The sequence below is a fragment of the Pseudoduganella ginsengisoli genome (assembly GCF_009720865.1).
Lineage (GTDB): Bacteria > Pseudomonadota > Gammaproteobacteria > Burkholderiales > Burkholderiaceae_D > Rugamonas > Rugamonas ginsengisoli.
Window position 1 is genome coordinate 32,998 of record NZ_WNLA01000012.1, and the last position, 20,444, is coordinate 53,441.

Consider the following 20,444-nt stretch of genomic DNA (forward strand, 5'->3'; position numbering starts at 1 on the left):
TTGCAGGAGAACAACTCATGCCCCTACCGCTGCCGCCGCTCGCTGGTTTTCTCATGCTGATCCTGGCCATCACGGCCCAGGCTCAAACGGTTGTCGTCCGCACCATGGGCCAGGAAAGCATTCCGCCCAAGTGGATCATCAAGGATAACGGCGGCCTGGAAGGCATCTGTCCCGATATCCTGGCCGCCATGGAAAAAGTCGAACCCCGGCTAAGATTTATTGGCCATGACGATTTCCGGTCGGTCCCAGTGATCGAGCAAGGCTTGGAAAGCGGCACGGTGCTGGCCGCGTGCGCACTGCTCGATTCCGACCGGCGCCGCAAGATCGCCCATCAATCCGTCAAGCTGTACACGGTCAAACACAAACTGGCGGCAGCTGCCACCGACAAAGTCACCGTCGAGACCGTCGATGACCTGGTTAAATTAAAACCGTTGATCACGACATCGCGCGGCGCCGCGTATACGGAGCAGTTGCGCCAGCTTGGGCTGGAAGTCGATGACAGCACGGGCGACAATGTTACCAACTTGCGCAAGGTGGTCGGCGGCCACGGGCGGTTTATCTATTTAAACGAAATGACCCTGGTCTGGCTGATCCGCGAACAGCGCATGCAGGATAAAGTGCGCATCTTGCCTGCCGTGCTGAAGGAAGAACCAATTTATTTCTGGATCAGCAAGAAAGCCGATGCGCAAGCCGCGCAGCTGATGCAGCAGGCGCTGCAAAAATTACAAAAGAACGGCGAGTTGAACCGCATTTATGAGCGGTGGACGTCGGTGCTTTAGCCGGTTATTTAATGCGCCAGCTTCAATCCCAGGATACCGCACGTGATCAGCGCGATGCACGCGAGGCGCAGTGCGCCGGACGGTTCGCCCAGCACGAAGATGCCGAACAGCGCCGTGCCGATGGTGCCGATGCCGGTCCACACTGCATAGGCCGTCCCCAGCGGCAAATCTTTCAGCGCCACACCCAGCAAGCCGACGCTGCCCGCCATCGACGCCACCGTCAGTGCCGACGGCGCCAGCCTGGTAAATCCTTCCGTGTATTTGAGGCCGACTGCCCAGCCCACTTCCAGCAAACCGGCAATAAAAAGCCACATCCAAGCCATGTCCCTCTCCTGGCAGGGCCGTCCCCGCATCGTTACCCCTGGGTTACCAGTAGAAACCCTCTAATCGTGCGAGGCCGTCCCCGCGGGCAATCCCTAAAAGTATATCATTTGTTGATTATTCATCTGTAAAGGAAGACTGCCATGCTGCTCGCTGCCAAGATAGTCACTGCCGCCGTGCTGTTGATCCACGTGTATATCGTGCTGCTGGAAACCGTGCTGTTCCGCACGCGCGGGCGGCGCGTCTTTGGCCTGTCGGCGGAAAAGGCGGAAATTGTACAGGCAGCCATGTCGAACCAGGGCTGCTACAACGGGTTCCTCGTGGCGGCGCTGGCGCTGGGCTTGTTGTATCCGGATGCGGCAGTGGCGCGGGCATTCAATGTGTTTGGCTTGTGCTGCGTGGCGGTGGCCGGCATGTGGGGTGCGGCAACCGTGTCGACGCGCATCTTGTTCGTGCAGACGGCGCCGGCAGTGGCGGGCCTCGCGCTGGTATTGTTAGCCTGACGCCAAGTCAAATCCGCCACGCGTGACCCGTCCTACGAATAGGGAACATATTCGTAGCCATTGCCGATCACCGCCGCCACGGCCGCCACGTTTTCCGGACTGTCAGCAAAGTACGCCAGCACTTCCGCTGCCGTGGCTTGATTGTTGTCGAGCACGTTCAGCCAATACTGGTAGCCGCTCTGCTCCGGCGCCCGGTGCAGCACGTTTTCATAAAAGTGCGTCACCAGTTCCGCATTGGTGGGGTGGCTGCCATAGCGGGCCTGGAATTCCGTGGACTGGACAAAGCCGGCCGCCACTTCACGCAATGTGGCGCCCTGGTCCATGACCGCTATCCAGTAACCGACACCGGCCAGGTCAGGCAAGCGGTCAAACGCGGCCTGGTAAATCCGGTAAGCCTGCCCGGCCACGCCGGCCGCCGTGTCGAACGCCACTGACACATCGGAAAATTTCAAGCGCTCCACGCTGGTCAGCACGTCCGTCCCCAGCGCATCTGTCACGCTGATGGCATTGCCCGCCACCGTCACGCCATACGCGCTGTGCACACCACTGTATTCCACGGTATCGGTACCACCGCCGCCATCGATGCGCACGGTGCGCTCGCCGGGCGTCACCACGTCATTGCCGCCCCCGCCCTGCACCGCGGTGTAAAGATCCGACGCATACAAATGCAGCGCACCGCTGCCGCGACCCAGCGCCAGCAGGGCGGAATCCATCGCGTGGCTGCCATCGCGCGCCACCACGGCGCTCGATGCCTGCGACGGGTCGGTCACGACTGTCAGCGTCCAATGCCCGTCCGCGCCCGCTGTCGTGGAACCGAGCACCTTGTTATGTTCCAGCACACTGGTCAACGCACCGGGCGCCGCGGTGCCGGATACCGTCACGAGATTGCCGGCCAGCGCCGCCGCACCGGGCGTAGTGGCCGTCGGCGTCACCTGCCCCCTGCCCGTCAGCGACGAATACGACAGCGGCAGGGTTTCCGGAATCGTCACGCTGTAGCCCAGGTCGCGCAACAGCATCAGATCCAGCTGGCCCATGTAATACCGGTTGCCCAGGTAAAAATACAAGCCATTCATCAAGTCATCGACATAGCCATTGGTGACATTGTTGAGGTTGGCCAGGTGCGCATAGTTTTGCGACACCGACGTACTGGTGACCTCGACCGGCTGCACGCCATATTGTGCAAACGTGGGCGCCGCCAGCAGGTAGCTGGCGCCGGATTGCACCGTGTATTTGTCCAGCAAGGTGCGGGTATTGCCGCTGAATACGCCCGTCGAGTAATTGCGGTACGACGTGATGCCCAGCCCATGCATGATTTCATGCAGCAGCACGGTTTGCCCGTCGGTCTGGCCGGCGGGCACCTTGCGGGGCGCCAGGTAGGGGTTGGTGTCAAACGACAGCGACTGGAAATAGGAACTGGTGGGATCGACATAAATCGTCAAATCCGACGATCCGGCATTTTTGTTGGGCCCGCCGGCCAGTTCCCGCGCGGCCGTGGCAATCACATAGTTCAGCCCACCAGCGGACGATTCGGTATACACTTCTCCGCCGCCGGCAAAACGCCCTGTGGAAGTTTGCGATACCTGGACGGTGAGGTCCAGCGTGGCAGAGCCTGCAATGAAAGTGTTCAGGTAATCGACCACGGACTGGATCGCCCCACTGAACAGGCTCTTGTCGGCAAGGAAATTTTGAGGATCGTCATACTTGATGGCGACATTCCACATGATGACCTCTTATTCGTATTGCTTAAACAAAAGTATGCGCCTTTTGAACGGGTCCCTGCAGATTTTTCGAATATATCGTAGTATGTCGATGTCCGTATCGGACTTTAACGATATTGACATCGGAAGTTTTCGATGAACACCAACATGAACATGGATATCGATGCCATCCACAAGGCGCTGGCCAACCCGGTCCGGCGCCAGATTCTTGCCTGGCTGAAACAGCCGGATGCATATTTTGCCGATCAGGCCCACCCGCTGACCTTTGGCGTGTGTGCCAGCCTGATTGACCAGCGCACCGGCTTGTCGCAGTCGACTGTCTCGGCCCACCTCGCCACGTTGCAAAAGGCGGGACTGGTGACGGTGCAGCGGGTCGGACAGTGGAATTTTTTTAAACGCAACGACGAAGTGATCCAGGCGTTCATCGAGCAAATACATGACGAAATCTAGACTAAGGACTACTGCGATGGCAAACCTGTTTGAACCCCTGAAAATCGGCGACCTGACCCTGAGCAACCGCGTCATCATGGCGCCGCTGACCCGTTCCCGCGCAGTCGGCGGCGACCGCGTGCCGAATGCACTGATGGCGGAATACTATGTGCAGCGCGCCTCGGCCGGCCTGATCCTGTCGGAAGCAACGGCCGTGTCGCCGCAAGGCGTCGGCTATGCCGATACGCCGGGCATCTGGTCCGACGAGCAGGTGGCGGGCTGGAAAATTGTCACGGATGCCGTGCATGCGGCCGGCGGCAAGATTTTCCTGCAACTGTGGCACGTGGGCCGCATTTCCGATCCGAGTTTCCTGAATGGCGCAGCCCCGGTGGCGCCAAGCGCCATTGCTGCAAACGGCCACGTCAGCCTGCTGCGCCCGCAGCGCCCCTACCCTGTACCGCGCGCGCTGGAACTGGAAGAAATTCCGGGCATCGTGGCGGCCTACCGCAAAGGTGCGGAAAACGCGAAGCTGGCCGGCTTTGACGGCGTGGAAATCCACGGCGCCAATGGCTACCTGCTGGACCAGTTCCTGCAAGACGGCACCAACAAGCGTACCGACGCGTATGGCGGCCCGGTTGAAAACCGCGCCCGTTTGCTGCTGGAAGTCACCGATGCGGCAATCAGCGTGTGGGGCGCCGGCCGCGTGGGCGTGCACCTGGCGCCGCGTGGCGATGCGCACGACATGAGCGATTCGAACCCGGCACAAACGTTTGGCTATGTGGCGCGCGAACTGGGCAAGCGCGGCATCGCGTTTATCTGCGCCCGCGAAGCCGTGGGTGAAGACAGCCTGGGTCCGCTGATCAAGAAGGAATTCGGCGGCGTTTATATCGCCAATGAAAAGATGGACAAGGAATCGGCGCAGCGCATCCTTGCTGCCGGTGAAGCCGATGCCGTGGCATGGGGCAAAGCGTTTATTGCCAACCCGGATTTGCCGCGCCGCCTGCGCGAAGATGCGCCGCTGAATGCGGCCAAGCCTGAAACGTTCTATGCGGGCACGGCGGAAGGGTACACGGATTACCCGGCGCTGGCTTAAACACCATGGCGGCCGTCACCGGCCGCCATTTTTATTAACGCGGGATGGTGTAATTCACCGGCACAAACGTGTAGCCCTTGCCCTGCGCCCGCAGGTGCCCCAGGCCCGGGAATTGCAAGTGCGCCGCGCCTATCAGGTAACCCTGCTTGGCCGCCGTTGAAAATGCCGCCAGGCGCTGCGCCAGCGCAGCCTTGGGATCCGAGTCAAACTGGATCGTCACGGACGGGTCGTCAAACTGCACGGCTTGCACGTGCATCAAGTCGCCAATCAGCAGCAACTTCTGTCCTTTGCTTTCCACCAGGTACGACGTGTGGCCCGGCGTGTGGCCGTGGCTGCTGACGGCCTTGATGCCCGGCGCCAGGTCCGTATCGCCTTCAAACGGCACCAGCTTGCCCGCATCGCTGTATGGATTGATCGACACCATCGCGCCCTGGAAGAATCCCTTCATGTCCGCGGGCGCTTTTTCCATGTTGACTTTGCTGAGCCAGAAATCCGCGTCGTGCTTGTCGGCCCGCACGACAGCATTCGGGAACACGGCTTTGCCATTATTGGCCAGGCCGCCCACGTGGTCGCCGTGCATGTGCGTGATATACACTTCGTCAACCTGCTCAGGCTGGTAGCCGGATGCTTTCAGGCTGGCCGCCAGGTTGCCCAATGTCGGGCCAAACAAATTCGCCGCGCCCGTATCAATCAGCACCAGCTTGCTGCCGGTATTGATCAGGAAACCATTGACGGACGTTTCCAGCGGCGCTTTGGCAAAGGATTTTTCCAGCGCTTTCTGGGTTTTTGCCGCAGGCTGGTGCAAAATCTTATCAACCGGCAATTCGACCGTGCCATCATTCAATACCGTGACTTCGAAATCGCCCAGCATCATCCGGTAATAGCCTGGACCCTGGGCCTTGACCATCGGCGCGGCAGCGGAAGCCGCGGTGCAGGCAACGGCGGCAGCAATCGCAACGCAGGTCTTCGTCAAGCTTTTCAACATTGTGTGTCCCTCAATAAATGTTATCTGAATCGCTAAGGTAGCTGAAAAACAAGAAACTTGCAGAAACACGACATCCGCGACACATCGCTTGCCGTAGCTTGGTGGCAACGATAGAATCCCGGGCGCATTTTTTTGTGGAGTACATCATGCAAGACGTCGTAAAACCAGCCGACCTGCCCGGCGCCGGACAACGCCTGGCGCTGCGCGTGCTGACCCTGTTTGGCTGGCGCATGCTGTACCGTCCGCTGCCCGGCCCGCGTGGTATCTGCGTCATTTATCCGCACACGTCGAATTGGGATTTTGTCATCGGCATCCTGGGGAAATGGGCGCTGAATTTGCCGTTCCGCTGGCTGGCCAAGGATTCGCTGTTCAAGATTCCCGTACTGGGGCGCTGGTTTATCGCCATGGGCGGCGATCCGGTCGACCGCAGCGCCAAGACCGGCATGATCCAGCGCCAGGCCGCCCGCATGAACGCGGCCGACTGGTATTGGGTCGGCATTACACCGGAAGGCACGCGCGGCTACCGCCCGCACTGGAAAAGCGGTTTTTACCATTTGGCGCTGGAAGCCAAGGTGCCGCTGTGCCTGGTCTACATTGATTACCCGAACAAAACGCTGGGCGTACGCGACCATGTGTTTTTGACGGGCGACCAGGAAACCGACCTGGCCGCCATCCGGGCGGGTTTCCATGGCCACCAGGGCTTGCATCCGGAAGATGCGGCGCCCATCGTGTTTGCCGACAAAAAACCTCATTAAGTTCAAGCGTGCCGGGCCTTCAGGCCGGGCATCCTCAACTTAACCCAGCAACAACATCCCGGCCAGGGCCACCCCGGCGCCGGCGCAGCGCACGACAGTGGCAGATGCACGTGCGCCAATAGCCCGCCCGGCCGCCAGCAGCAGCGCGCTGCCTGCCAGATAGCCCACCGCGCTGGCCAGCGGCAATTCCAGCCCGTGCGCATTGCCGTGCAGCGTGGCAAAGGCAGCGAACAGCGCCATCCCCGCCCCGGCAGGCAGCCGCAGGGACGCCATCACCAGCAAGCCCGCCGCCACCACGGTGGCAGCCATGCCGGTTTCCAGTCCCGGCATCGCCAGTCCCGCCATTCCCGCAACAGCCCCTGCCAGCATTGCCAGCAAAAACACGGGCAGCAAACGCCCGCCGCGGGGCTGGCGCGCACTCCACACACCGGCTGCAAGCAGTGCCAGCAAATGGTCGAGGCCCGTCAACGGATGCAGGAAACCTGCAGCGAGCACATGTTCGTGCGCGCCCGGGTGCGCCAGCGCCGGCCCGGTGCACGACACCAGCAGCAGCGCCAGCAAGGTTTTCGACGGCGTTTTCATCATTGCTCCTCCTTATCCAGCAAGCCTTGCTTGCGTATGAAATCAATCACAGCCGGCACCCCTTCTCCGCTGCGCAAATTCGTGAACAGGAACGGCCGTTCACCCCGCTGGCGCCTGGCGTCTTGCGCCATGATGTCCAGGTTGGCGCCCACGTAGGGCGCCAGGTCGGTTTTATTGATGATCAGCAGGTCGGAACGCGTAATGCCGGGACCGCCCTTGCGGGGGATTTTTTCGCCGCCCGCCACGTCGATCACATAAATCGTCAAGTCCGACAATTCCGGGCTGAACGTGGCCGCCAGGTTGTCGCCGCCCGACTCCACGAGGATCAAATCCAGGTCCGGGAAATCCGCCTGCATGCGCGCGATGGCTTCCAGGTTGATGGAGGCGTCTTCGCGGATCGCCGTATGCGGACAGCCGCCGGTTTCCACGCCCATCAGCCGCTCGGGAGGCAGTGCATTGGCGCGCAGCAGGATTTCCATGTCTTCGCGCGTATAGATATCGTTGGTGATCACGGCCATGTCGTAGTGGTCGCGCATGCCCTTGCACAGCATTTCACACAGCGCTGTCTTGCCGGAGCCGACCGGGCCGCCGATTCCGACGCGCAGGGGGTTGGATGTCATCATATTTTTCCTTTCAAGACCGGTACAGCCGGCCGAATTGCGTTTCATGGCGCATCGACAGCAGCGACAGCGCGGGCGCCCAATTGCCCATGCCGCCATCGTCCACTTGCTGCGCGTATCGTGCTGCCGCTTCGATGTCACCACGCAGCGACAACAGCAGGCGCTGCCCCGCCACCTGCCCCAGCGGGATGGATTTCACACAGACCAGCACCTGGTTTTCCGCCCATGCAAACAGCATGGCCAGCAGCGCTTCCTCCGGCGGGATGGCCAGCGCCGCCACGGCGCACGCATACGCGACCGGCAGCGTGGTGGCTGCATCGGGCGGCAGCATGGCGGCGATCGCGTCATCCGCAATACCCAGTTCCGCCACCAGCCGCGCCAGCGAATACCCCATTTGCAAACTCTCGGCGCGCAATTCCGCCGTGTCGCGCGAAGCCAGATAGCGCTCGCTCCATGCCGCGACGGCGCCACTGTCGCGGCGCTCAAATGCATGCATCAGGCGCCAGCACACAGGGGCGTCCCATTGCACCACCACGTCATGCAGCTGGCATGCGATCCATGCGCGCGCCGTGGCGGCATCATGCACAAGGCCGGCTTCCATCGCAGCTTCCAGTCCTTGCGAATAGCTGTATGCGCCGATCGGCAACGCGGGGCTGGCGAATTGCAGCAGGCTCAGTAACGCTGCGGCCTGCATCAGCACTGGGCTCCGGCTGCCATGTTTTCTGGCTCAGCATGGGTTCCCGCCACATCGGATGGCCGGTGGATTTTCTGGCGCGCGGGAATAGGCGCCAGCGGGTGGCCGTGGTCATGCCCGTGGTGGTGGCCGCCGCCATAGGCGCCTGCTTCCGGCTCAAACGCCGCGCTTTCTTCCACCACGGCCGCGCCCAGTCCCAGCAGCATGTCTTTCAGCACGGCGTCGGCGCGGATGCGCAAAAAGCCGTCGCCCACCTGCGCCTGCGTATGGCGGTTCCCCAGATGAAAAGCGCAGCGCAGCAGCGTGTGCGCATCGGCGCAGGTGACTTTGTAGACGGGCTCGCACGCCGCCACCACTTGCACGACCATGTTTTTATCTTCCCCCGTCAGCAAATCGCCATCGCGCAGCACCGTGCCGCGCGCCGTATAGACCGCCGCTTCGTCGCCATTGGACAGCACGGCGCGCAAGCGGCACTTTTCGCGCAATTCATAAGGCAGCACCAGTTGCGCAAAGGGCTGCACCGTACCGGTAATGCGGGTATGCAAAATAATCATGCCAGCTCCTAGAATAAAAAGTAGCGCTGCGCCATCGGCAGTACGGCAGCCGGTTCACACGTCAGCAATTGGCCATCGGCCCGCACTTCATACGTTTCCGGGTCCACTTCCATCAGCGGCGCCAGGCTGTTGTGCACCATGTCGGCCTTGCGCAAGGTGCGCATGTTTTTCACGGCCATCACGGGCTTGTTCAATTTCAGCTGCGCGGCGATGCCTGCATCGAACGCGGCCTGCGATACGAACGTGACGGACTTTTTCAGCCCGCCGCCAAACGCGCCAAACATGTGGCGGTAGTGCACCGGCTGCGGCGTGGGTATCGATGCATTGGGGTCGCCCATCTGCGCGGCGGCGATCATGCCGCCCTTTAAAATCATTGATGGCTTGACGCCAAAAAAGGCGGGCTTCCACAGCACGATGTCGGCCAGCTTGCCCACTTCCAGCGAACCCACGACATGCGACACGCCATGCGTGATGGCGGGGTTGATCGTGTATTTCGCGATGTAGCGCTTGACGCGGAAATTGTCGTTGCGGCTGGAGTCCTCCGCCAGCGGCCCGCGCTGTACCTTCATCTTGTGCGCAGTTTGCCACGTGCGCAGGATGACTTCGCCCACCCGCCCCATCGCCTGCGAGTCGGACGACATCATGGAAATGGCGCCGATATCGTGCAGGATATCTTCGGCCGCAATGGTTTCGCGGCGGATGCGCGATTCCGCGAACGCCACGTCTTCCGCAATGGCGGCGTCGAGGTGGTGGCACACCATCAGCATGTCCAGGTGTTCGTCCAGCGTATTGACCGTGTACGGCCGCGTGGGATTGGTGGACGATGGCAGCACGTTGGCCTGCCCGACTGCCGCAATGATGTCCGGCGCATGGCCGCCGCCCGCCCCTTCCGTGTGGAACGTGTGGATGGTGCGGTCCTTGAAGGCGGCCAAGGTATGCTCGAGGAAGCCTGCTTCATTGAGCGTATCGCTGTGGATCGCCACTTGCACGTCGTAGCGGTCCGCAACAGACAGGCAATTGTCGATGGCCGCCGGCGTCGTGCCCCAGTCTTCGTGCAATTTCAAGCCGATGACACCGGCCTGGATTTGTTCTTCCAGCGGCAGCGGCATGCTGGCGTTGCCTTTGCCAAGGAAACCCAGGTTCATGGGGAAGGCATCGGCTGCCGACAGCATTGCGTGGATATGCCACGGCCCAGGCGTACACGTGGTGGCCGCCGTGCCGACCGCCGGTCCCGTGCCGCCGCCGATCATCGTCGTGACGCCGCTCATCAGCGCTTCATCGATCTGCTGCGGGCAAATGAAGTGGATGTGCGAGTCGATCCCGCCCGCTGTCACGATCATGCCTTCGCCGGCAATGATTTCCGTGGCGGCGCCGATCACGATGGTGACGCCAGGCTGGATATCGGGGTTGCCCGCCTTGCCGATGGCGGCAATCAAGCCGTTTTTCAAGCCGATGTCGGCCTTGACGATACCCCAGTGGTCGACAATGACGGCATTGGTGATGACGGTATCCATCACGTCGGCGTGGGGCCGCTGCGACTGGCCCATGCCATCGCGGATGACTTTGCCGCCGCCGAATTTCACTTCTTCGCCATACAGCGCAAAGTCTTTTTCAATTTCAATGAACAGTTCCGTATCGGCCAGCCGGATGCGGTCGCCCACGGTCGGGCCATACATTTCCGCGTACGCGGCGCGTGAGATTGTCGCCATGGTTATCCTTGCGGTGGGGTGTCGCTTAACTTGCCGTTGACGGCGCCATTGAAGCCATGCACTTCGCGCAAGCCGCCCAGCTTGACCAGTTCCACGGTGCGCTGCTGGCCTGGTTCAAAGCGCACGGCGGTGCCGGCTGCAATATTGAGCCGCATGCCATACGCTTTCCACCGCTCGAATGACAGCGCGGGGTTGACTTCAAAAAAATGGAAATGCGAGCCGACTTGCACGGGGCGGTCGCCGCGGTTCGCGACGGTCACCACTGCGGTTTCACGGCCTGCGTTCAAGCCGATTTCGCCTTCTTCCAGTTGGGTTTCACCAGGGATCATGGCGGCTCCTTCAAGGTATGGGGTGATGCACGGTAACGAGCTTGCTGCCATCAGGGAATGTCGCTTCCACCTGGATGTCCGGGATCATTTCCGGCACGCCTTCCATGACGTCGGCGCGGCCCAGGATGCGCGTGCCTTCATCCATCAATTCCGCCACGCTTTTGCCGTCGCGGGCGCCTTCCATGATGGCGGCCGTGATCAGCGCCACGGCTTCCGGGTGGTTGAGTTTCAAGCCGCGCGCGCGGCGGCGTTCGGCCAGCAAGGCGGCGGTAAAGATCAGCAGCTTGTCTTTTTCACGGGGTGTCAGGTCCATCGGGTCTCCTCTCGATTTATGTGCGCCAGCTGCGCGGCGCCAGCGCCGCACGGCCCAGCAATGCGGGACGGATCAGGCGCATGGCGGCCAGCATCAGTTCGCGGGCGGCCTCGCTGTCGTGGCCCAGGTGGCGCACAGCCAGCACGTGTTTGCCGGCCAGCGTGGCGCCCCAATGGGCGGCGCCAGCCTGGATGCCTGCCGGTGCGCCGCTGGCTGCGTTTGCGGTAGACGCCGCGCCGTGCACGGCGCCGGGCTGCGATTCACCCAGCGCCCGCACCGCGGCCAACAAATCGGCTGAAAATGCCGCCCCCACTGCCAGCAGCGTGGCGCACACGGTATGTCCGGCCAGCCCCAGCGGGCTGGCTATGGTGTGCGGCGTCAGCACGCCCTGTTCCCACCACAGCAGCTTGCCGCCACGGCGGATGTGCGTGCGCTGGTGGATGCGTCCTGTATTCAATGATTCGCCGGAAGCGCGCCGTCCCAGGCAAAGGATTTCGCAGCCCACGTACGACGCGTCCGCCGCCAGCTCGACGCCATGTTGCAGCTCCACGTGCGCATCGTCATAAAAAATGCTTTCCTGCGGCAGCCATTCAATGGCGGCGCCCGCGCCGGCAGTCAGCTGCACTTGCTGGCCCGACGTCTTGCCATTGGCCCGGTACCATTTCGCGGCGCCTGGCGTCGTCAGCACCACATGGGCGCCCTCTGCGGCCGTGGCGTCCAGCGCCAGCCGGTCGCCGCCCACGACGCCGCCGGGCGGGTGAATGACGATCGTGTGGCACACGTCAGGGCCTTCCGGATACAGGGGCTTTTGCACGCGCAGCGGGCCGCTGTGGCGCCTGCCTGTCAAGCGTGTCGCACCGCTGTCGCGGGCATAGGCCAGCGACAGGTGCGCATGCCAGCCTGCATGGCAGTCGGCGGAGGATGGGTGAAGCATGCTGCTGTCCGGCATAGTGTCCCTGAAGTGTTTGAAGGGGATTCAGCAAAAGACGTGCCAGCAACTACGTGCATTTCTCACAGTGTCGCGCACCACAGTGGAGCAGTCCATGGAAACATGCACCAGTGTGGCGCGTGCGCCCCTTCAACCTATCCGCCTGTATAGTCGGTGGGCATGACTGCTTACCAATGGTTCATGCTGATCGGGTGCCTGATGCTGGCACGCGGGCTGGCAGCCACCACGCTGGCGCGGCTGCCGGTCACATCCGCAATCGTTTATCTTGGCCTCGGCCTGGTGCTCGGTCCCGCCGTGCTGGGCGTATTCACCGTGAATCCGCTGGCGCAAGCGCCGCTGCTGGAAACCATGGCGGAACTGGCGGTATTGATTTCCTTGTTTTCCGCCGGCGTGAAAATGCCCGTGCCCTTCACGTGGGCGCGCTGGCAGGCATCGATCCGGCTGGCGTGGCTGTCGATGGCGGTATCTGTGGCGCTGGTCGCATGCTTTGCCTGGGCCGTGCTGGAACTGGAACCCGGCGCCGCCATCTTGCTGGGGGCGATCCTCGCTCCCACCGACCCGGTATTGGCGACCGACGTGCAAGTGCGCCACGCGGGCGACAAGGATAAATTGCGCTTTGCGCTGACGTGTGAAGCGGGCATGAATGACGGCAGCGCATTTCCCCTCGTGATGCTGGGGCTGGGTTTGCTGGGCTTGAATGAGCTGGGCCAGTTTGGCTGGCGCTGGGCCGTGCTGGACGTCGTGTATGCAACGTGCGCCGCGATTGCCATCGGCATTGGCGGCGGCGCGCTGCTGGCGCGGGTGGGCTGGGCATTGCGGGGCACGGATCCGCGCCATGAAGTGCTTGACGACTTCGTGGGGCTGGGCTTGATTGCCGTCGTCTATGGCGTCAGCGTGTGGCTGCATGCATGGGGTTTCCTGGCCGTGTTTTTTGCCGGGGTCGCGCTGCGCCAGACGGAATTGACGCTGGCCGGCATGCCGCGCGACCGGCACGGGTTGTTGAAATCGGCGCCCCCATCCACGGCGCGGGCAGAGAGGATCGACAGCGAAACCGTTGCGCAGGGCGATGCGCCGCTGACCGTCAGCGGCGAATCGCTGATTTTCAAGGAACACCTGGAACGGCTGTCGGAACTGACGCTGGTGCTGTTGCTGGGCGCCGCCATTTCACTCTATACGTGGGACTGGCGCACGTGGAGCACGGCGCTGTTCCTGTTTGCCGTGGCGCGGCCGTTGAGCGTGTATATCGGGCTGGCGGGATCGGGTGTGCGGGGACGGATCAAGGGTATTGCCGCCTGGTTTGGCGTGCGGGGGATTGGCTCCGTGTATTACCTGATGTTTGCCATCAACCACGGCATTCCGGCCGTGCTGGCCAGCACATTGATGGACATTACGCTGGTGACGATCATGCTGTCCATCCTTGTGCATGGCACCAGCGTCAAACCGCTGTTTGACCGCTTCTGGCCGGACCGCTGAACGCTGCCTTGCGTTGTGCAAGCGCCACAAGCATGCTTATTCACGGCAACTGTGCTGCAGACATGCCTTAACCACGCCAAAATGGTGCAAGTAGTGCTGCCTGTCTTCGACCACGACACCCCATGGCCAGCTCTTGCTCCCCTTTCATACTGCGCATCCTGTTCCTGCTGTGCATGGCACTGCCGGGCTGTGCAACTGCTGCCCCACAGCAAGTTTTATCCGTACATGGCTTGCCGCAAGGTTCGCTGGGCCGCTATGCGCAAGTACTGCAAGAAAAAGGCCCGCCGCTGACCTTGGAAGCAGCGCAATCGCGCTGGCGCAGCGGCGCGTTCACGGCGGGCAGCTCTGCCGTGTTCAATACGGGGATCGGCGCGCGCCCGCTGTGGGTACGGCTGGCCCTGCGCAATCCCGGTGATGCCGCCGTGCCGCTGCGGCTGGCGGCCGGCGCCACGTGGCTGGACCAGCTCGATATTTATCTGGTGCAAGATGGCAAGCCGGTAGCAGCGTGGCCGGCCGGCGATGAACGCAGCGAGGCGCATCCGCCCAATCCCGCCATCGGCTACACCATCGACTTGTCGATCCCGCCAGGCGATGTGGAACTGTACTTGCGGGCCGACTCCACCGATCCGCTGGTGCTGCCTGTCGAACTGCTGACACCGCAGCAAGCGATGGCGCAGGAACGCCGCAACCATTACTGGTATGGCTTCCTGTACGGCGTGATGCTGGCGCTGGCCGCGTTTAATTTGACGTTGTTCGCCGACTTGCGCCAACGCAGCTACCTGTATTACTCGCTTTACTTGCTGTGCCTGGTAGTGGGCAATATTGCTTATACAGGCCACGGCTATGCATGGCTGTGGCCGAATGCGCCGCATTTCCAGCGCTACGTGATCCTGGGCATGATGGGCTTGCTCAGCGCAGTCGGTCTGCTGTTTGCCTGCAGCTTTTTATCGGTGGCCGACCACGCGCCCCGCTTATTGCGTGCGGTACGCTGGTACATCGGTGCAGGGTTGCTACTGCTTGCTTCGTTAATTGCATTTGATGAGCACCTTGCCACGGCGCAATCCGCGTTTGTTTACATGACAACGTTCGCCGTCATCATGGTGGCGCTGGGGACGCTGGGCGTCGTGCGCTGGCGCGCGCCGGCCGCCCGCCATTTTGTCGTGGCCGCGTGGTGCGGCATGCTGGGCGCCAGCCTGACGGTGCTGGCTGTCTGGGGGTTCTTGCCATACACCACGCTCAGCTACCACGGGCTGGAAGCCGGCGTGCTGCTGGAAGCTGTGCTGCTGGCGCGGGCTGTCGCTTACCGCATGCGCGTACAGCAAGACGCCACGTTGCTGGCCGAGCGGCTGGCCGGCACGGACCCGCTGACGTCGCTGCCCAACCGGCGCGCGTTTATCGAGCGTTCAGCCGTCATCTTGAAACTCGCGGACCGCAAGCAGCGCGCCGCCAGCGTCATCATGCTGGACCTCGACCATTTCAAGCGCATCAATGACGAACTGGGCCACGATGCGGGCGACCGCGTGCTGGTGGCGGCAAGCGCCCTGCTGCAGCAAATGTGCCGCGCCAGCGATATCCTGGCGCGCTGGGGCGGCGAGGAATTCATTATTTTGATGCCGGATACGACCGCGTCGCAGGCCGGCGTGTTTGCTGAACGGCTGCGCGTTGCCATCCAAGAAGCCAGCGCCGCGTGGCGGCCGGATGGGCAGCCTGTCACGGCCAGCTTTGGCATTGCCGAGCGGCGCGAAGGGATGCCGTTCAATGCGCTGGTCAAGGCGGCGGATGTGCAACTGTATGCGGCTAAACAGGGCGGGCGCAACCGGGTGTGTTTTCAGACGCGGGCAGCGTAGGGGGAACACTATGTACAAAAGCCGGTTTTAATAACGATCGCTAACTACTGTGAAACCATGCTGTTTCACTATAAAGCGTACTAAAACCGGACCCGCGCCGCACTAGGTGGAATAGCGCACAGAAGCCTGCCCTGCTTTGCCCATACTGGGAGCCTCTGATAGGGAGGCCATCATGCACGACAACGTACTGGAACCCGGCCCGCAGCCGGATGACCACATCAATGTTTTGGTTGAGTCCGACGTCGCCTACTGGACGCGCGAACTGGGTGTGCCGCGTGAACGGCTGGCCGAGGCCATTGAGCATGTGGGCGCGCGGGTGGCCGATGTGCGGGCGTATTTTGCGGCGCCGGCGCATTGATGGCGCGGTTCCGCCCAACAGTCCGCGAACTGGCGTGAGGCTACCTCATTTTTTCTTGCGCTCCCAACTCTGTAAGCGCGTAACCTTTTGAATCGACCCCGGAAAGATACCGAAATTGCCGCGATCCTTCGCACTGAAAACACCTTCTACCAGCACATACCCACCGCTGAACTTTTTCGACGCGCGGATTTGCTGATCGTCCAGGGATATCCAGACTGCGTTGGACAGCAGGGATTTGTCAAAGTCTTCCCTGTGTAAGTACAGCGCGTTTCCTTCAAATTCCAAATTCAGGAAAGCCATCACGCGGACTGGCTTGCCATCATATAGTTGCGGGTTCGCAATCAGCTGGATCATCGAGACGTCTTGAAGCTCACTTGCTTGGGTACTGGCCGCGCAAAGGCACATCAGCGCAACAATAAACGTATGTAAAAATTTTTGCATTGCTAACTATCCGTAATCACATCGGGCTTTCCCCGTAGTCCTGCAAACTGCGCGCAACCGCTCACAGCGACACGCTGCGAATTCCACAATTCACCTCACGAACCTTTTTCGGAATAGTGCCGCCTTGCGCATCCACGAAAAGAATAATAATGAGACTATCCTCTGAGATGATCGAGCGGTCCAAACCAAGTACGCCAGTCAACGCTACAGTGCCAGGTGACGCTGAAATCGTGGTATCCAACCGAAACTGCAACTTTTTCCCTGCGCCAGCCGCCAACCGTTCTTCAGCATCTATCAGATCCAATCCGACAAAGTTCGAACGGCAGAACTTGGAAAAATCTGTATAAAACTGCGCGGGGGTCGTTTTCCAGCGGTTTAATAAATCTTCCCGGAGCGCTTTCCCAAGCACCGTATTCGCAGACACTTGTAAATTAGCTGCAGGCTCTTGGCGGCAAGCACTGCATAACAACTGAATGGTGATCAGTACTACCACAATCGAGTAGCGTTGGATCTGCCGCATCACTTCTTATCCTTCACCGGAAATTCGTTCACTGTGGTGCTGACCTGACCGGAATTTTTTAGCGACCGGCGTATCTTCATGGTACAGATTTTCACATGCTTCGAGAACGGTCTAAAGATTCCCGCTACGAAATTAAACGTGGTTCGTTTTAGACCTGTGCCCTAATAAAATAGATCGGCTTCGATTTCCCCTTTGGATTTGTAGACGATACTCGACCTACCTTGGCCGTTTTCAGACCGGCCTGGCCTGCCGTGGCCTGAAATGGGCCGCATTAGACTGCAAGCGATTTGCGAGCCCTGCCCCCACCCGCCGCCGGGCGATGTTCACCTGATTGCTATTCGAATACCTGCGGCTGGCTGGGACAATTTGTCCCGATGTCTGGGCATTGCTTTCAAGTACCATACCTTCATCAAGTAACCGCCAGGAAGTAGCCAAATGATGGAATGGATCCCGATAATATTTGTTGCGTTCAAGGCTCTTGTGCTCTGCACGGGCATGTTCTTCGCCGTCAAGTGGCATTACGATCAAGGGAAAAAGGGAAAGCAGATCGTCGAAGAAATGCGCATGGTGATGCGCGCGGGTGGCATGGTCACCGCCGTGTTCATGGTGTTGCTGCTGGGCCTGGGGCTCGCCACGTTCGTCCTTGGCAAGACGCTGGGTCTGGACTTGACCCTCCCCTGATGGCCATGTGTCCGGGCTCTTGTTTTACAGCGCGCCGTCATGCACTTCATTGTTCGGTGGCCTGCACCGGGTATTTGTCAACGGCGTCGACATTTATTTTTCCTGTACGTCAAATTGAAGTTCCGCCACGGCGCCATCGCCCAGCGTCCTGATACGAATGAATTTGGTGTGGCGCGCATCGTCAAGCTGCCAGGTGAGCCAGCGGTTAGCCAGGGAATGCACCTCCGGTTCGGGCACATACGGTCTGCCATGCATGGGAGGAAAGCTCGGCCCCCCAGACCTGACCTCGCTAGGGGAACCCAGCAGGCCAACCACCGTATCGGCAAAAAATGTCGCGTTATCCGCTGTGCGTGCGGCCGTGACGGCAGCGAAACTGATATGGCCACGGCGCCCCGCTCCCGCCAGCGTGCCGCCAAGCGAACCATAAGTCAGCAGGGGCCGCTGCCGGCCGAGCCGGGTCGCGTGCCCCGCCTCATCCACATAAACGTTGCCCAGCTCATCGAAGTTCCACGCAACGGCGCCTGCCTCGCCTGCCGCCGGCTGCGGCCGGAACGTATAGTGCGGGCCAAGCAATCCTGCCCATTGGTCCGGCGAATAAAACTGCCGCGCCAACAAACGGTTTTGCTCCAGCGCTGCTTTCAGGCGCCCGATCAATGCCCGCGCGGCGTGTTCCGCAGGGATCACCTGCTCCCCTGCGCGGGATTCCGCACTGACCGGGGACTGCGGCGGCGCCTGGCCGGCTGCCGTTGCCGCCAACGGCAATAGCAAGACCGCCCACAGGCCAGCTTGGGCGGCTGTTCTTAAATTAATTATCATATTATTAAATAATCAAGTATTAGTCGGCACGCATGGTATTAATAAATAATAAACTTGTCAATTTATTAAATAACTGCACGATTGCAAGCCGGAGTGGCAGCTGCCGGAGCATGGAGACGGGTTGAGCAGTGGGACGACTGCCCAGGGAGGAGCAATGCGCAGGCACGATAGCAAGTGCCTGCGCGGCAGGAAGGATTACTCGTCCTTCGGATACGGACTCTTGCCCCCATCCGCAATAAACGCATCGATCCGCGCCTGCAATACCGGCAGCGGCACCGACCCCAGGTTCAGCACCGTGTCGTGGAAATTGCGGATATCGAATTTCGCGCCCAGCGCTTTTTCCGCCCGATGGCGCGCTTCCATGATCGCCATTTCACCCAGGTAGTACGACAGCGCCTGACCCGGCCACGAAATATAGCGGTCCACTTCCGTTTCCACTTCGTGGTTCGACAGCGCCGTGTTGTCGCGCAAATACGCTTGCGCCTGTTCGCGGGTCCAGCCCTTCGCATGCACACCCGTATCCACCACGAGGCGCGACGCGCGCCATGCCTGGTAGCTCAGCATGCCGAACACTTCATACGGCGTTTCATACATGCCCATTTCCACGCCCAGGCGTTCCGTGTACAGTGCCCACCCTTCGCCAAACGCGGAAATGTACGCCTTGCGGAATTCCGGACGCCCTTTCAATTCCAGCGCGATCGGCATCTGGAATGCATGGCCCGGCGCGGATTCGTGCAAGGTCAGCGCCGGCAGGCTGTATAAGGCGCGCGATGGCAAGTTGTACGTATTGACCAGATACACGCCCGGGCCGCCGCGGCCCGACGTGTAATACGGCGCCTGCTCCGGCGGCACGGGAATGATGGCGAAACGCTTGCGCGGCAGGTAGCCGAAGTAATCGGACACCTTGCCGTCAAAGCGCTTGGAAATATACGCTGCCCGCATCAGCAACTCTTCCGGAGTTTTCGCATAGAACTGCGGGTCCGTGCGCAGGAAATTCAGGAACGCCGGCAAGTCGCCGTCAAACTTCACCTGCTTCATCACGCCCAGCATTTCCGCGCGTATCTTCGCCATTTCCTTCAGGCCGATGTCGTGGATCTGGTCCGCCGACAAGGACGTCGTCGTGAATTCCGTGATCTTCGACTGGTAATACGCTTTACCGTCCGGCAGGCTGGTGGCCGCCAGCGCTTCCGTGGCGCCGGGAATGTATTCATTGCGCATAAACGCCAGCAATTCCGCATGGGCCGGCACCACGGCGTCGCGGATGGCCTTCAATGCCGCTTCGCGCAGCCTGGCCTGTTCATCGGCGGGAATCGATGCCGGCATGTCGCGGAACGGCTTGTAAAACACCAGCTTCGTCACATCCTTTTCGTCCGTCACGGCCGTCAGCGAACCTTCGCGGCCCAGCAAGGTGACTTTCGGCGGCGTGAAGCCCCGTTTCAATCCCGCCCGCATGTTGGCCATCTCTTCGCGGAAGTAGCGCGGCACATCATTCAATTGCGCCACGTAGGCGCGGTATTCCGGCAGCGTGCGGAACGTTTTGCGGGCGTCGCTGGCCATGTTCGACCAGAACGACGAATCCGCATTCAGCGGTTTTTCATATTCACGGAAGCGCTGGTTGTCGATCAGTGCGCCGATTTGTGCACGGTACACCAGGTAATTGATGCGCTCCCCTTCCGACAGGCTGGCAGGCACGACGCCATCGAGCTTTTTCATGACGCCCTGCCAGTACGTCAGGCGCGCCTGCTGCGTGGCCGGGTCGACCTTCGGCAGCGTGGAACTGACCGCACTGACATCGTCTTCCTCTTCTTCCAGCTTTTGCCGCTGGCGCCACTTCCATTCCTGCGTATAAATCGCCTTGAACCTGGCGTCAGCCGCGCTGCTCCTGGCGGCGGCGTTGGCGGTCGGCATGGCGGCACAGGTTGCCGCACACAGCAGTGCTGCCGCGATAGCGGCGCTGGTTTTCTTCATGGGGGAT

At 61.1% G+C, this 20,444-nt stretch carries 24 protein-coding genes; 9 read left to right on the forward strand and 15 right to left on the reverse strand.

Annotated elements, in window-relative coordinates:
• The first annotated feature begins 17 nt into the window (after positions 1-17).
• A complete protein-coding gene (locus GM668_RS17400; protein ID WP_155440222.1) occupies positions 18-779 on the forward strand; it encodes a substrate-binding periplasmic protein in 762 nt (253 codons plus the stop codon).
• A gap of 8 nt (positions 780-787) precedes the next feature.
• Here GM668_RS17400 and sugE read toward each other — a convergent pair whose 3' ends face one another.
• Complete coding sequence (gene sugE / locus GM668_RS17405) at positions 788-1,102, reverse strand: quaternary ammonium compound efflux SMR transporter SugE (protein WP_155440223.1); 315 nt, start codon at positions 1,100-1,102, stop codon at positions 788-790.
• Between the two features lie 141 nt (positions 1,103-1,243).
• Between sugE and GM668_RS17410 the strand changes: the two genes are divergently transcribed.
• Complete coding sequence (locus GM668_RS17410) at positions 1,244-1,603, forward strand: DUF1304 domain-containing protein (RefSeq protein WP_155440224.1); 360 nt, start codon at positions 1,244-1,246, stop codon at positions 1,601-1,603.
• A gap of 32 nt (positions 1,604-1,635) precedes the next feature.
• Here GM668_RS17410 and GM668_RS17415 read toward each other — a convergent pair whose 3' ends face one another.
• On the reverse strand, positions 1,636-3,324 hold the full coding sequence (locus tag GM668_RS17415) for a DUF4214 domain-containing protein (protein ID WP_155440225.1): 1,689 nt from the start codon (positions 3,322-3,324) through the stop codon (positions 1,636-1,638).
• 150 nt (positions 3,325-3,474) lie between these two features.
• On the opposite strand from GM668_RS17415, the gene GM668_RS17420 reads away from it, so the two are divergent.
• Together GM668_RS17420 and GM668_RS17425 are read left to right on the forward strand one after the other, a co-directional pair.
• Positions 3,475-3,771, forward strand: a complete 297-nt coding sequence (locus GM668_RS17420) for an ArsR/SmtB family transcription factor (RefSeq protein ID WP_308506830.1) — start codon at positions 3,475-3,477, stop codon at positions 3,769-3,771.
• A 16-nt stretch (positions 3,772-3,787) separates the two neighbouring features.
• Complete coding sequence (locus GM668_RS17425) at positions 3,788-4,843, forward strand: alkene reductase (protein ID WP_155440226.1); 1,056 nt, start codon at positions 3,788-3,790, stop codon at positions 4,841-4,843.
• 34 nt (positions 4,844-4,877) lie between these two features.
• Here the strand turns inward: GM668_RS17425 and GM668_RS17430 are convergent, their stop codons facing one another.
• Positions 4,878-5,828 (reverse strand): MBL fold metallo-hydrolase, encoded by a 951-nt coding sequence (locus GM668_RS17430; RefSeq protein ID WP_155440227.1) that lies wholly within the window; start codon positions 5,826-5,828, stop codon positions 4,878-4,880.
• A 146-nt stretch (positions 5,829-5,974) separates the two neighbouring features.
• On the opposite strand from GM668_RS17430, the gene GM668_RS17435 reads away from it, so the two are divergent.
• The gene (locus GM668_RS17435; RefSeq protein ID WP_155440228.1) at positions 5,975-6,583 is read left to right on the forward strand and encodes a 1-acyl-sn-glycerol-3-phosphate acyltransferase; all 609 of its coding nucleotides are present in this window, start codon (positions 5,975-5,977) and stop codon (positions 6,581-6,583) included.
• 39 nt (positions 6,584-6,622) lie between these two features.
• Here the strand turns inward: GM668_RS17435 and GM668_RS17440 are convergent, their stop codons facing one another.
• Genes GM668_RS17440 through GM668_RS17475 form a run of 8 tightly spaced genes read right to left on the reverse strand, consistent with a single transcriptional unit; the run spans position 6,623 to position 12,318 of the window.
• Positions 6,623-7,168, reverse strand: a complete 546-nt coding sequence (locus tag GM668_RS17440; RefSeq protein WP_211923411.1) for a HupE/UreJ family protein — start codon at positions 7,166-7,168, stop codon at positions 6,623-6,625.
• The gene (ureG, locus tag GM668_RS17445) at positions 7,165-7,788 is read right to left on the reverse strand and encodes an urease accessory protein UreG (protein WP_155440229.1); all 624 of its coding nucleotides are present in this window, start codon (positions 7,786-7,788) and stop codon (positions 7,165-7,167) included. Before ureG ends, GM668_RS17440 begins: the two co-directional genes overlap by 4 nt.
• A 10-nt stretch (positions 7,789-7,798) precedes the next feature.
• Positions 7,799-8,479, reverse strand: a complete 681-nt coding sequence (locus GM668_RS17450) for an urease accessory protein UreF (RefSeq protein ID WP_155440357.1) — start codon at positions 8,477-8,479, stop codon at positions 7,799-7,801.
• Positions 8,479-9,033 carry an urease accessory protein UreE gene (gene ureE, locus GM668_RS17455; protein ID WP_155440230.1) on the reverse strand — a complete coding sequence of 185 codons (555 nt, stop codon included), beginning with the start codon at positions 9,031-9,033 and terminating at the stop codon, positions 8,479-8,481. The genes GM668_RS17450 and ureE overlap by 1 nt, the downstream gene beginning before the upstream one ends.
• Positions 9,034-9,041: 8 nt before the next feature.
• A complete protein-coding gene (gene ureC / locus GM668_RS17460) occupies positions 9,042-10,742 on the reverse strand; it encodes an urease subunit alpha (RefSeq protein WP_155440231.1) in 1,701 nt (566 codons plus the stop codon).
• Between the two features lie 2 nt (positions 10,743-10,744).
• Complete coding sequence (locus tag GM668_RS17465; RefSeq protein WP_155440232.1) at positions 10,745-11,071, reverse strand: urease subunit beta; 327 nt, start codon at positions 11,069-11,071, stop codon at positions 10,745-10,747.
• A gap of 10 nt (positions 11,072-11,081) precedes the next feature.
• Entirely contained in the window at positions 11,082-11,384 is a 303-nt protein-coding gene (locus GM668_RS17470) for an urease subunit gamma (protein WP_155440233.1), read from the reverse strand.
• 16 nt (positions 11,385-11,400) lie between these two features.
• Complete coding sequence (locus GM668_RS17475; protein ID WP_229499472.1) at positions 11,401-12,318, reverse strand: urease accessory protein UreD; 918 nt, start codon at positions 12,316-12,318, stop codon at positions 11,401-11,403.
• A 174-nt stretch (positions 12,319-12,492) separates the two neighbouring features.
• Here GM668_RS17475 and GM668_RS17480 point away from each other — a divergent pair, with 174 nt between their 5' ends.
• The 3 genes from GM668_RS17480 to GM668_RS17490 all read left to right on the forward strand — a co-directional run bounded on the left by GM668_RS17480 (position 12,493) and on the right by GM668_RS17490 (position 16,011).
• Positions 12,493-13,806 (forward strand): cation:proton antiporter, encoded by a 1,314-nt coding sequence (locus tag GM668_RS17480; protein ID WP_155440235.1) that lies wholly within the window; start codon positions 12,493-12,495, stop codon positions 13,804-13,806.
• 122 nt (positions 13,807-13,928) lie between these two features.
• On the forward strand, positions 13,929-15,653 hold the full coding sequence (locus GM668_RS17485; protein WP_155440236.1) for a sensor domain-containing diguanylate cyclase: 1,725 nt from the start codon (positions 13,929-13,931) through the stop codon (positions 15,651-15,653).
• Positions 15,654-15,825: 172 nt separating this feature from the next.
• Positions 15,826-16,011 carry a DUF3606 domain-containing protein gene (locus GM668_RS17490; RefSeq protein WP_155440237.1) on the forward strand — a complete coding sequence of 62 codons (186 nt, stop codon included), beginning with the start codon at positions 15,826-15,828 and terminating at the stop codon, positions 16,009-16,011.
• A gap of 45 nt (positions 16,012-16,056) precedes the next feature.
• Here the strand turns inward: GM668_RS17490 and GM668_RS17495 are convergent, their stop codons facing one another.
• Positions 16,057-16,452 (reverse strand): hypothetical protein, encoded by a 396-nt coding sequence (locus tag GM668_RS17495; protein WP_155440238.1) that lies wholly within the window; start codon positions 16,450-16,452, stop codon positions 16,057-16,059.
• Between the two features lie 61 nt (positions 16,453-16,513).
• A complete protein-coding gene (locus GM668_RS17500) occupies positions 16,514-16,972 on the reverse strand; it encodes a hypothetical protein (RefSeq protein ID WP_155440239.1) in 459 nt (152 codons plus the stop codon).
• 435 nt (positions 16,973-17,407) lie between these two features.
• On the opposite strand from GM668_RS17500, the gene GM668_RS17505 reads away from it, so the two are divergent.
• Positions 17,408-17,653: a hypothetical protein gene (locus GM668_RS17505; protein ID WP_155440240.1), complete on the forward strand. Its 246-nt coding sequence runs from the start codon at positions 17,408-17,410 to the stop codon at positions 17,651-17,653.
• A gap of 93 nt (positions 17,654-17,746) precedes the next feature.
• Here GM668_RS17505 and GM668_RS17510 read toward each other — a convergent pair whose 3' ends face one another.
• Positions 17,747-18,421 (reverse strand): hypothetical protein, encoded by a 675-nt coding sequence (locus GM668_RS17510; protein WP_155440241.1) that lies wholly within the window; start codon positions 18,419-18,421, stop codon positions 17,747-17,749.
• Positions 18,422-18,664: 243 nt separating this feature from the next.
• Positions 18,665-20,437: a DUF885 domain-containing protein gene (locus tag GM668_RS17515; protein ID WP_155440242.1), complete on the reverse strand. Its 1,773-nt coding sequence runs from the start codon at positions 20,435-20,437 to the stop codon at positions 18,665-18,667.
• Positions 20,438-20,444 lie beyond the last annotated feature (7 nt).

Excerpts from the sequence above, each read along its gene's own strand:
- GM668_RS17465 (WP_155440232.1), bottom strand. The coding sequence starts at position 11,071 with ATGATCCCTGGTGAAACCCAACTGGAAGAAGGCGAAATCGGCTTGAAC.
- GM668_RS17450 (WP_155440357.1), bottom strand. The coding sequence starts at position 8,479 with ATGCAGGCCGCAGCGTTACTGAGCCTGCTGCAATTCGCCAGCCCCGCG.
- GM668_RS17470 (WP_155440233.1), bottom strand. The coding sequence starts at position 11,384 with ATGGACCTGACACCCCGTGAAAAAGACAAGCTGCTGATCTTTACCGCC.
- GM668_RS17475 (WP_229499472.1), bottom strand. The coding sequence starts at position 12,318 with ATGCTTCACCCATCCTCCGCCGACTGCCATGCAGGCTGGCATGCGCAC.
- GM668_RS17485 (WP_155440236.1), top strand. The coding sequence starts at position 13,929 with ATGGCCAGCTCTTGCTCCCCTTTCATACTGCGCATCCTGTTCCTGCTG.
- ureC (WP_155440231.1), bottom strand. The coding sequence starts at position 10,742 with ATGGCGACAATCTCACGCGCCGCGTACGCGGAAATGTATGGCCCGACC.
- ureE (WP_155440230.1), bottom strand. The coding sequence starts at position 9,033 with ATGATTATTTTGCATACCCGCATTACCGGTACGGTGCAGCCCTTTGCG.
- sugE (WP_155440223.1), bottom strand. The coding sequence starts at position 1,102 with ATGGCTTGGATGTGGCTTTTTATTGCCGGTTTGCTGGAAGTGGGCTGG.
- GM668_RS17440 (WP_211923411.1), bottom strand. The coding sequence starts at position 7,168 with ATGATGAAAACGCCGTCGAAAACCTTGCTGGCGCTGCTGCTGGTGTCG.
- GM668_RS17435 (WP_155440228.1), top strand. The coding sequence starts at position 5,975 with ATGCAAGACGTCGTAAAACCAGCCGACCTGCCCGGCGCCGGACAACGC.
- GM668_RS17410 (WP_155440224.1), top strand. The coding sequence starts at position 1,244 with ATGCTGCTCGCTGCCAAGATAGTCACTGCCGCCGTGCTGTTGATCCAC.
- GM668_RS17490 (WP_155440237.1), top strand. The coding sequence starts at position 15,826 with ATGCACGACAACGTACTGGAACCCGGCCCGCAGCCGGATGACCACATC.
- GM668_RS17480 (WP_155440235.1), top strand. The coding sequence starts at position 12,493 with ATGACTGCTTACCAATGGTTCATGCTGATCGGGTGCCTGATGCTGGCA.
- ureG (WP_155440229.1), bottom strand. The coding sequence starts at position 7,788 with ATGATGACATCCAACCCCCTGCGCGTCGGAATCGGCGGCCCGGTCGGC.
- GM668_RS17415 (WP_155440225.1), bottom strand. The coding sequence starts at position 3,324 with ATGTGGAATGTCGCCATCAAGTATGACGATCCTCAAAATTTCCTTGCC.
- GM668_RS17400 (WP_155440222.1), top strand. The coding sequence starts at position 18 with ATGCCCCTACCGCTGCCGCCGCTCGCTGGTTTTCTCATGCTGATCCTG.
- GM668_RS17515 (WP_155440242.1), bottom strand. The coding sequence starts at position 20,437 with ATGAAGAAAACCAGCGCCGCTATCGCGGCAGCACTGCTGTGTGCGGCA.
- GM668_RS17505 (WP_155440240.1), top strand. The coding sequence starts at position 17,408 with ATGATGGAATGGATCCCGATAATATTTGTTGCGTTCAAGGCTCTTGTG.
- GM668_RS17430 (WP_155440227.1), bottom strand. The coding sequence starts at position 5,828 with ATGTTGAAAAGCTTGACGAAGACCTGCGTTGCGATTGCTGCCGCCGTT.
- GM668_RS17420 (WP_308506830.1), top strand. The coding sequence starts at position 3,475 with ATGGATATCGATGCCATCCACAAGGCGCTGGCCAACCCGGTCCGGCGC.
- GM668_RS17495 (WP_155440238.1), bottom strand. The coding sequence starts at position 16,452 with ATGCAAAAATTTTTACATACGTTTATTGTTGCGCTGATGTGCCTTTGC.
- GM668_RS17425 (WP_155440226.1), top strand. The coding sequence starts at position 3,788 with ATGGCAAACCTGTTTGAACCCCTGAAAATCGGCGACCTGACCCTGAGC.
- GM668_RS17500 (WP_155440239.1), bottom strand. The coding sequence starts at position 16,972 with ATGCGGCAGATCCAACGCTACTCGATTGTGGTAGTACTGATCACCATT.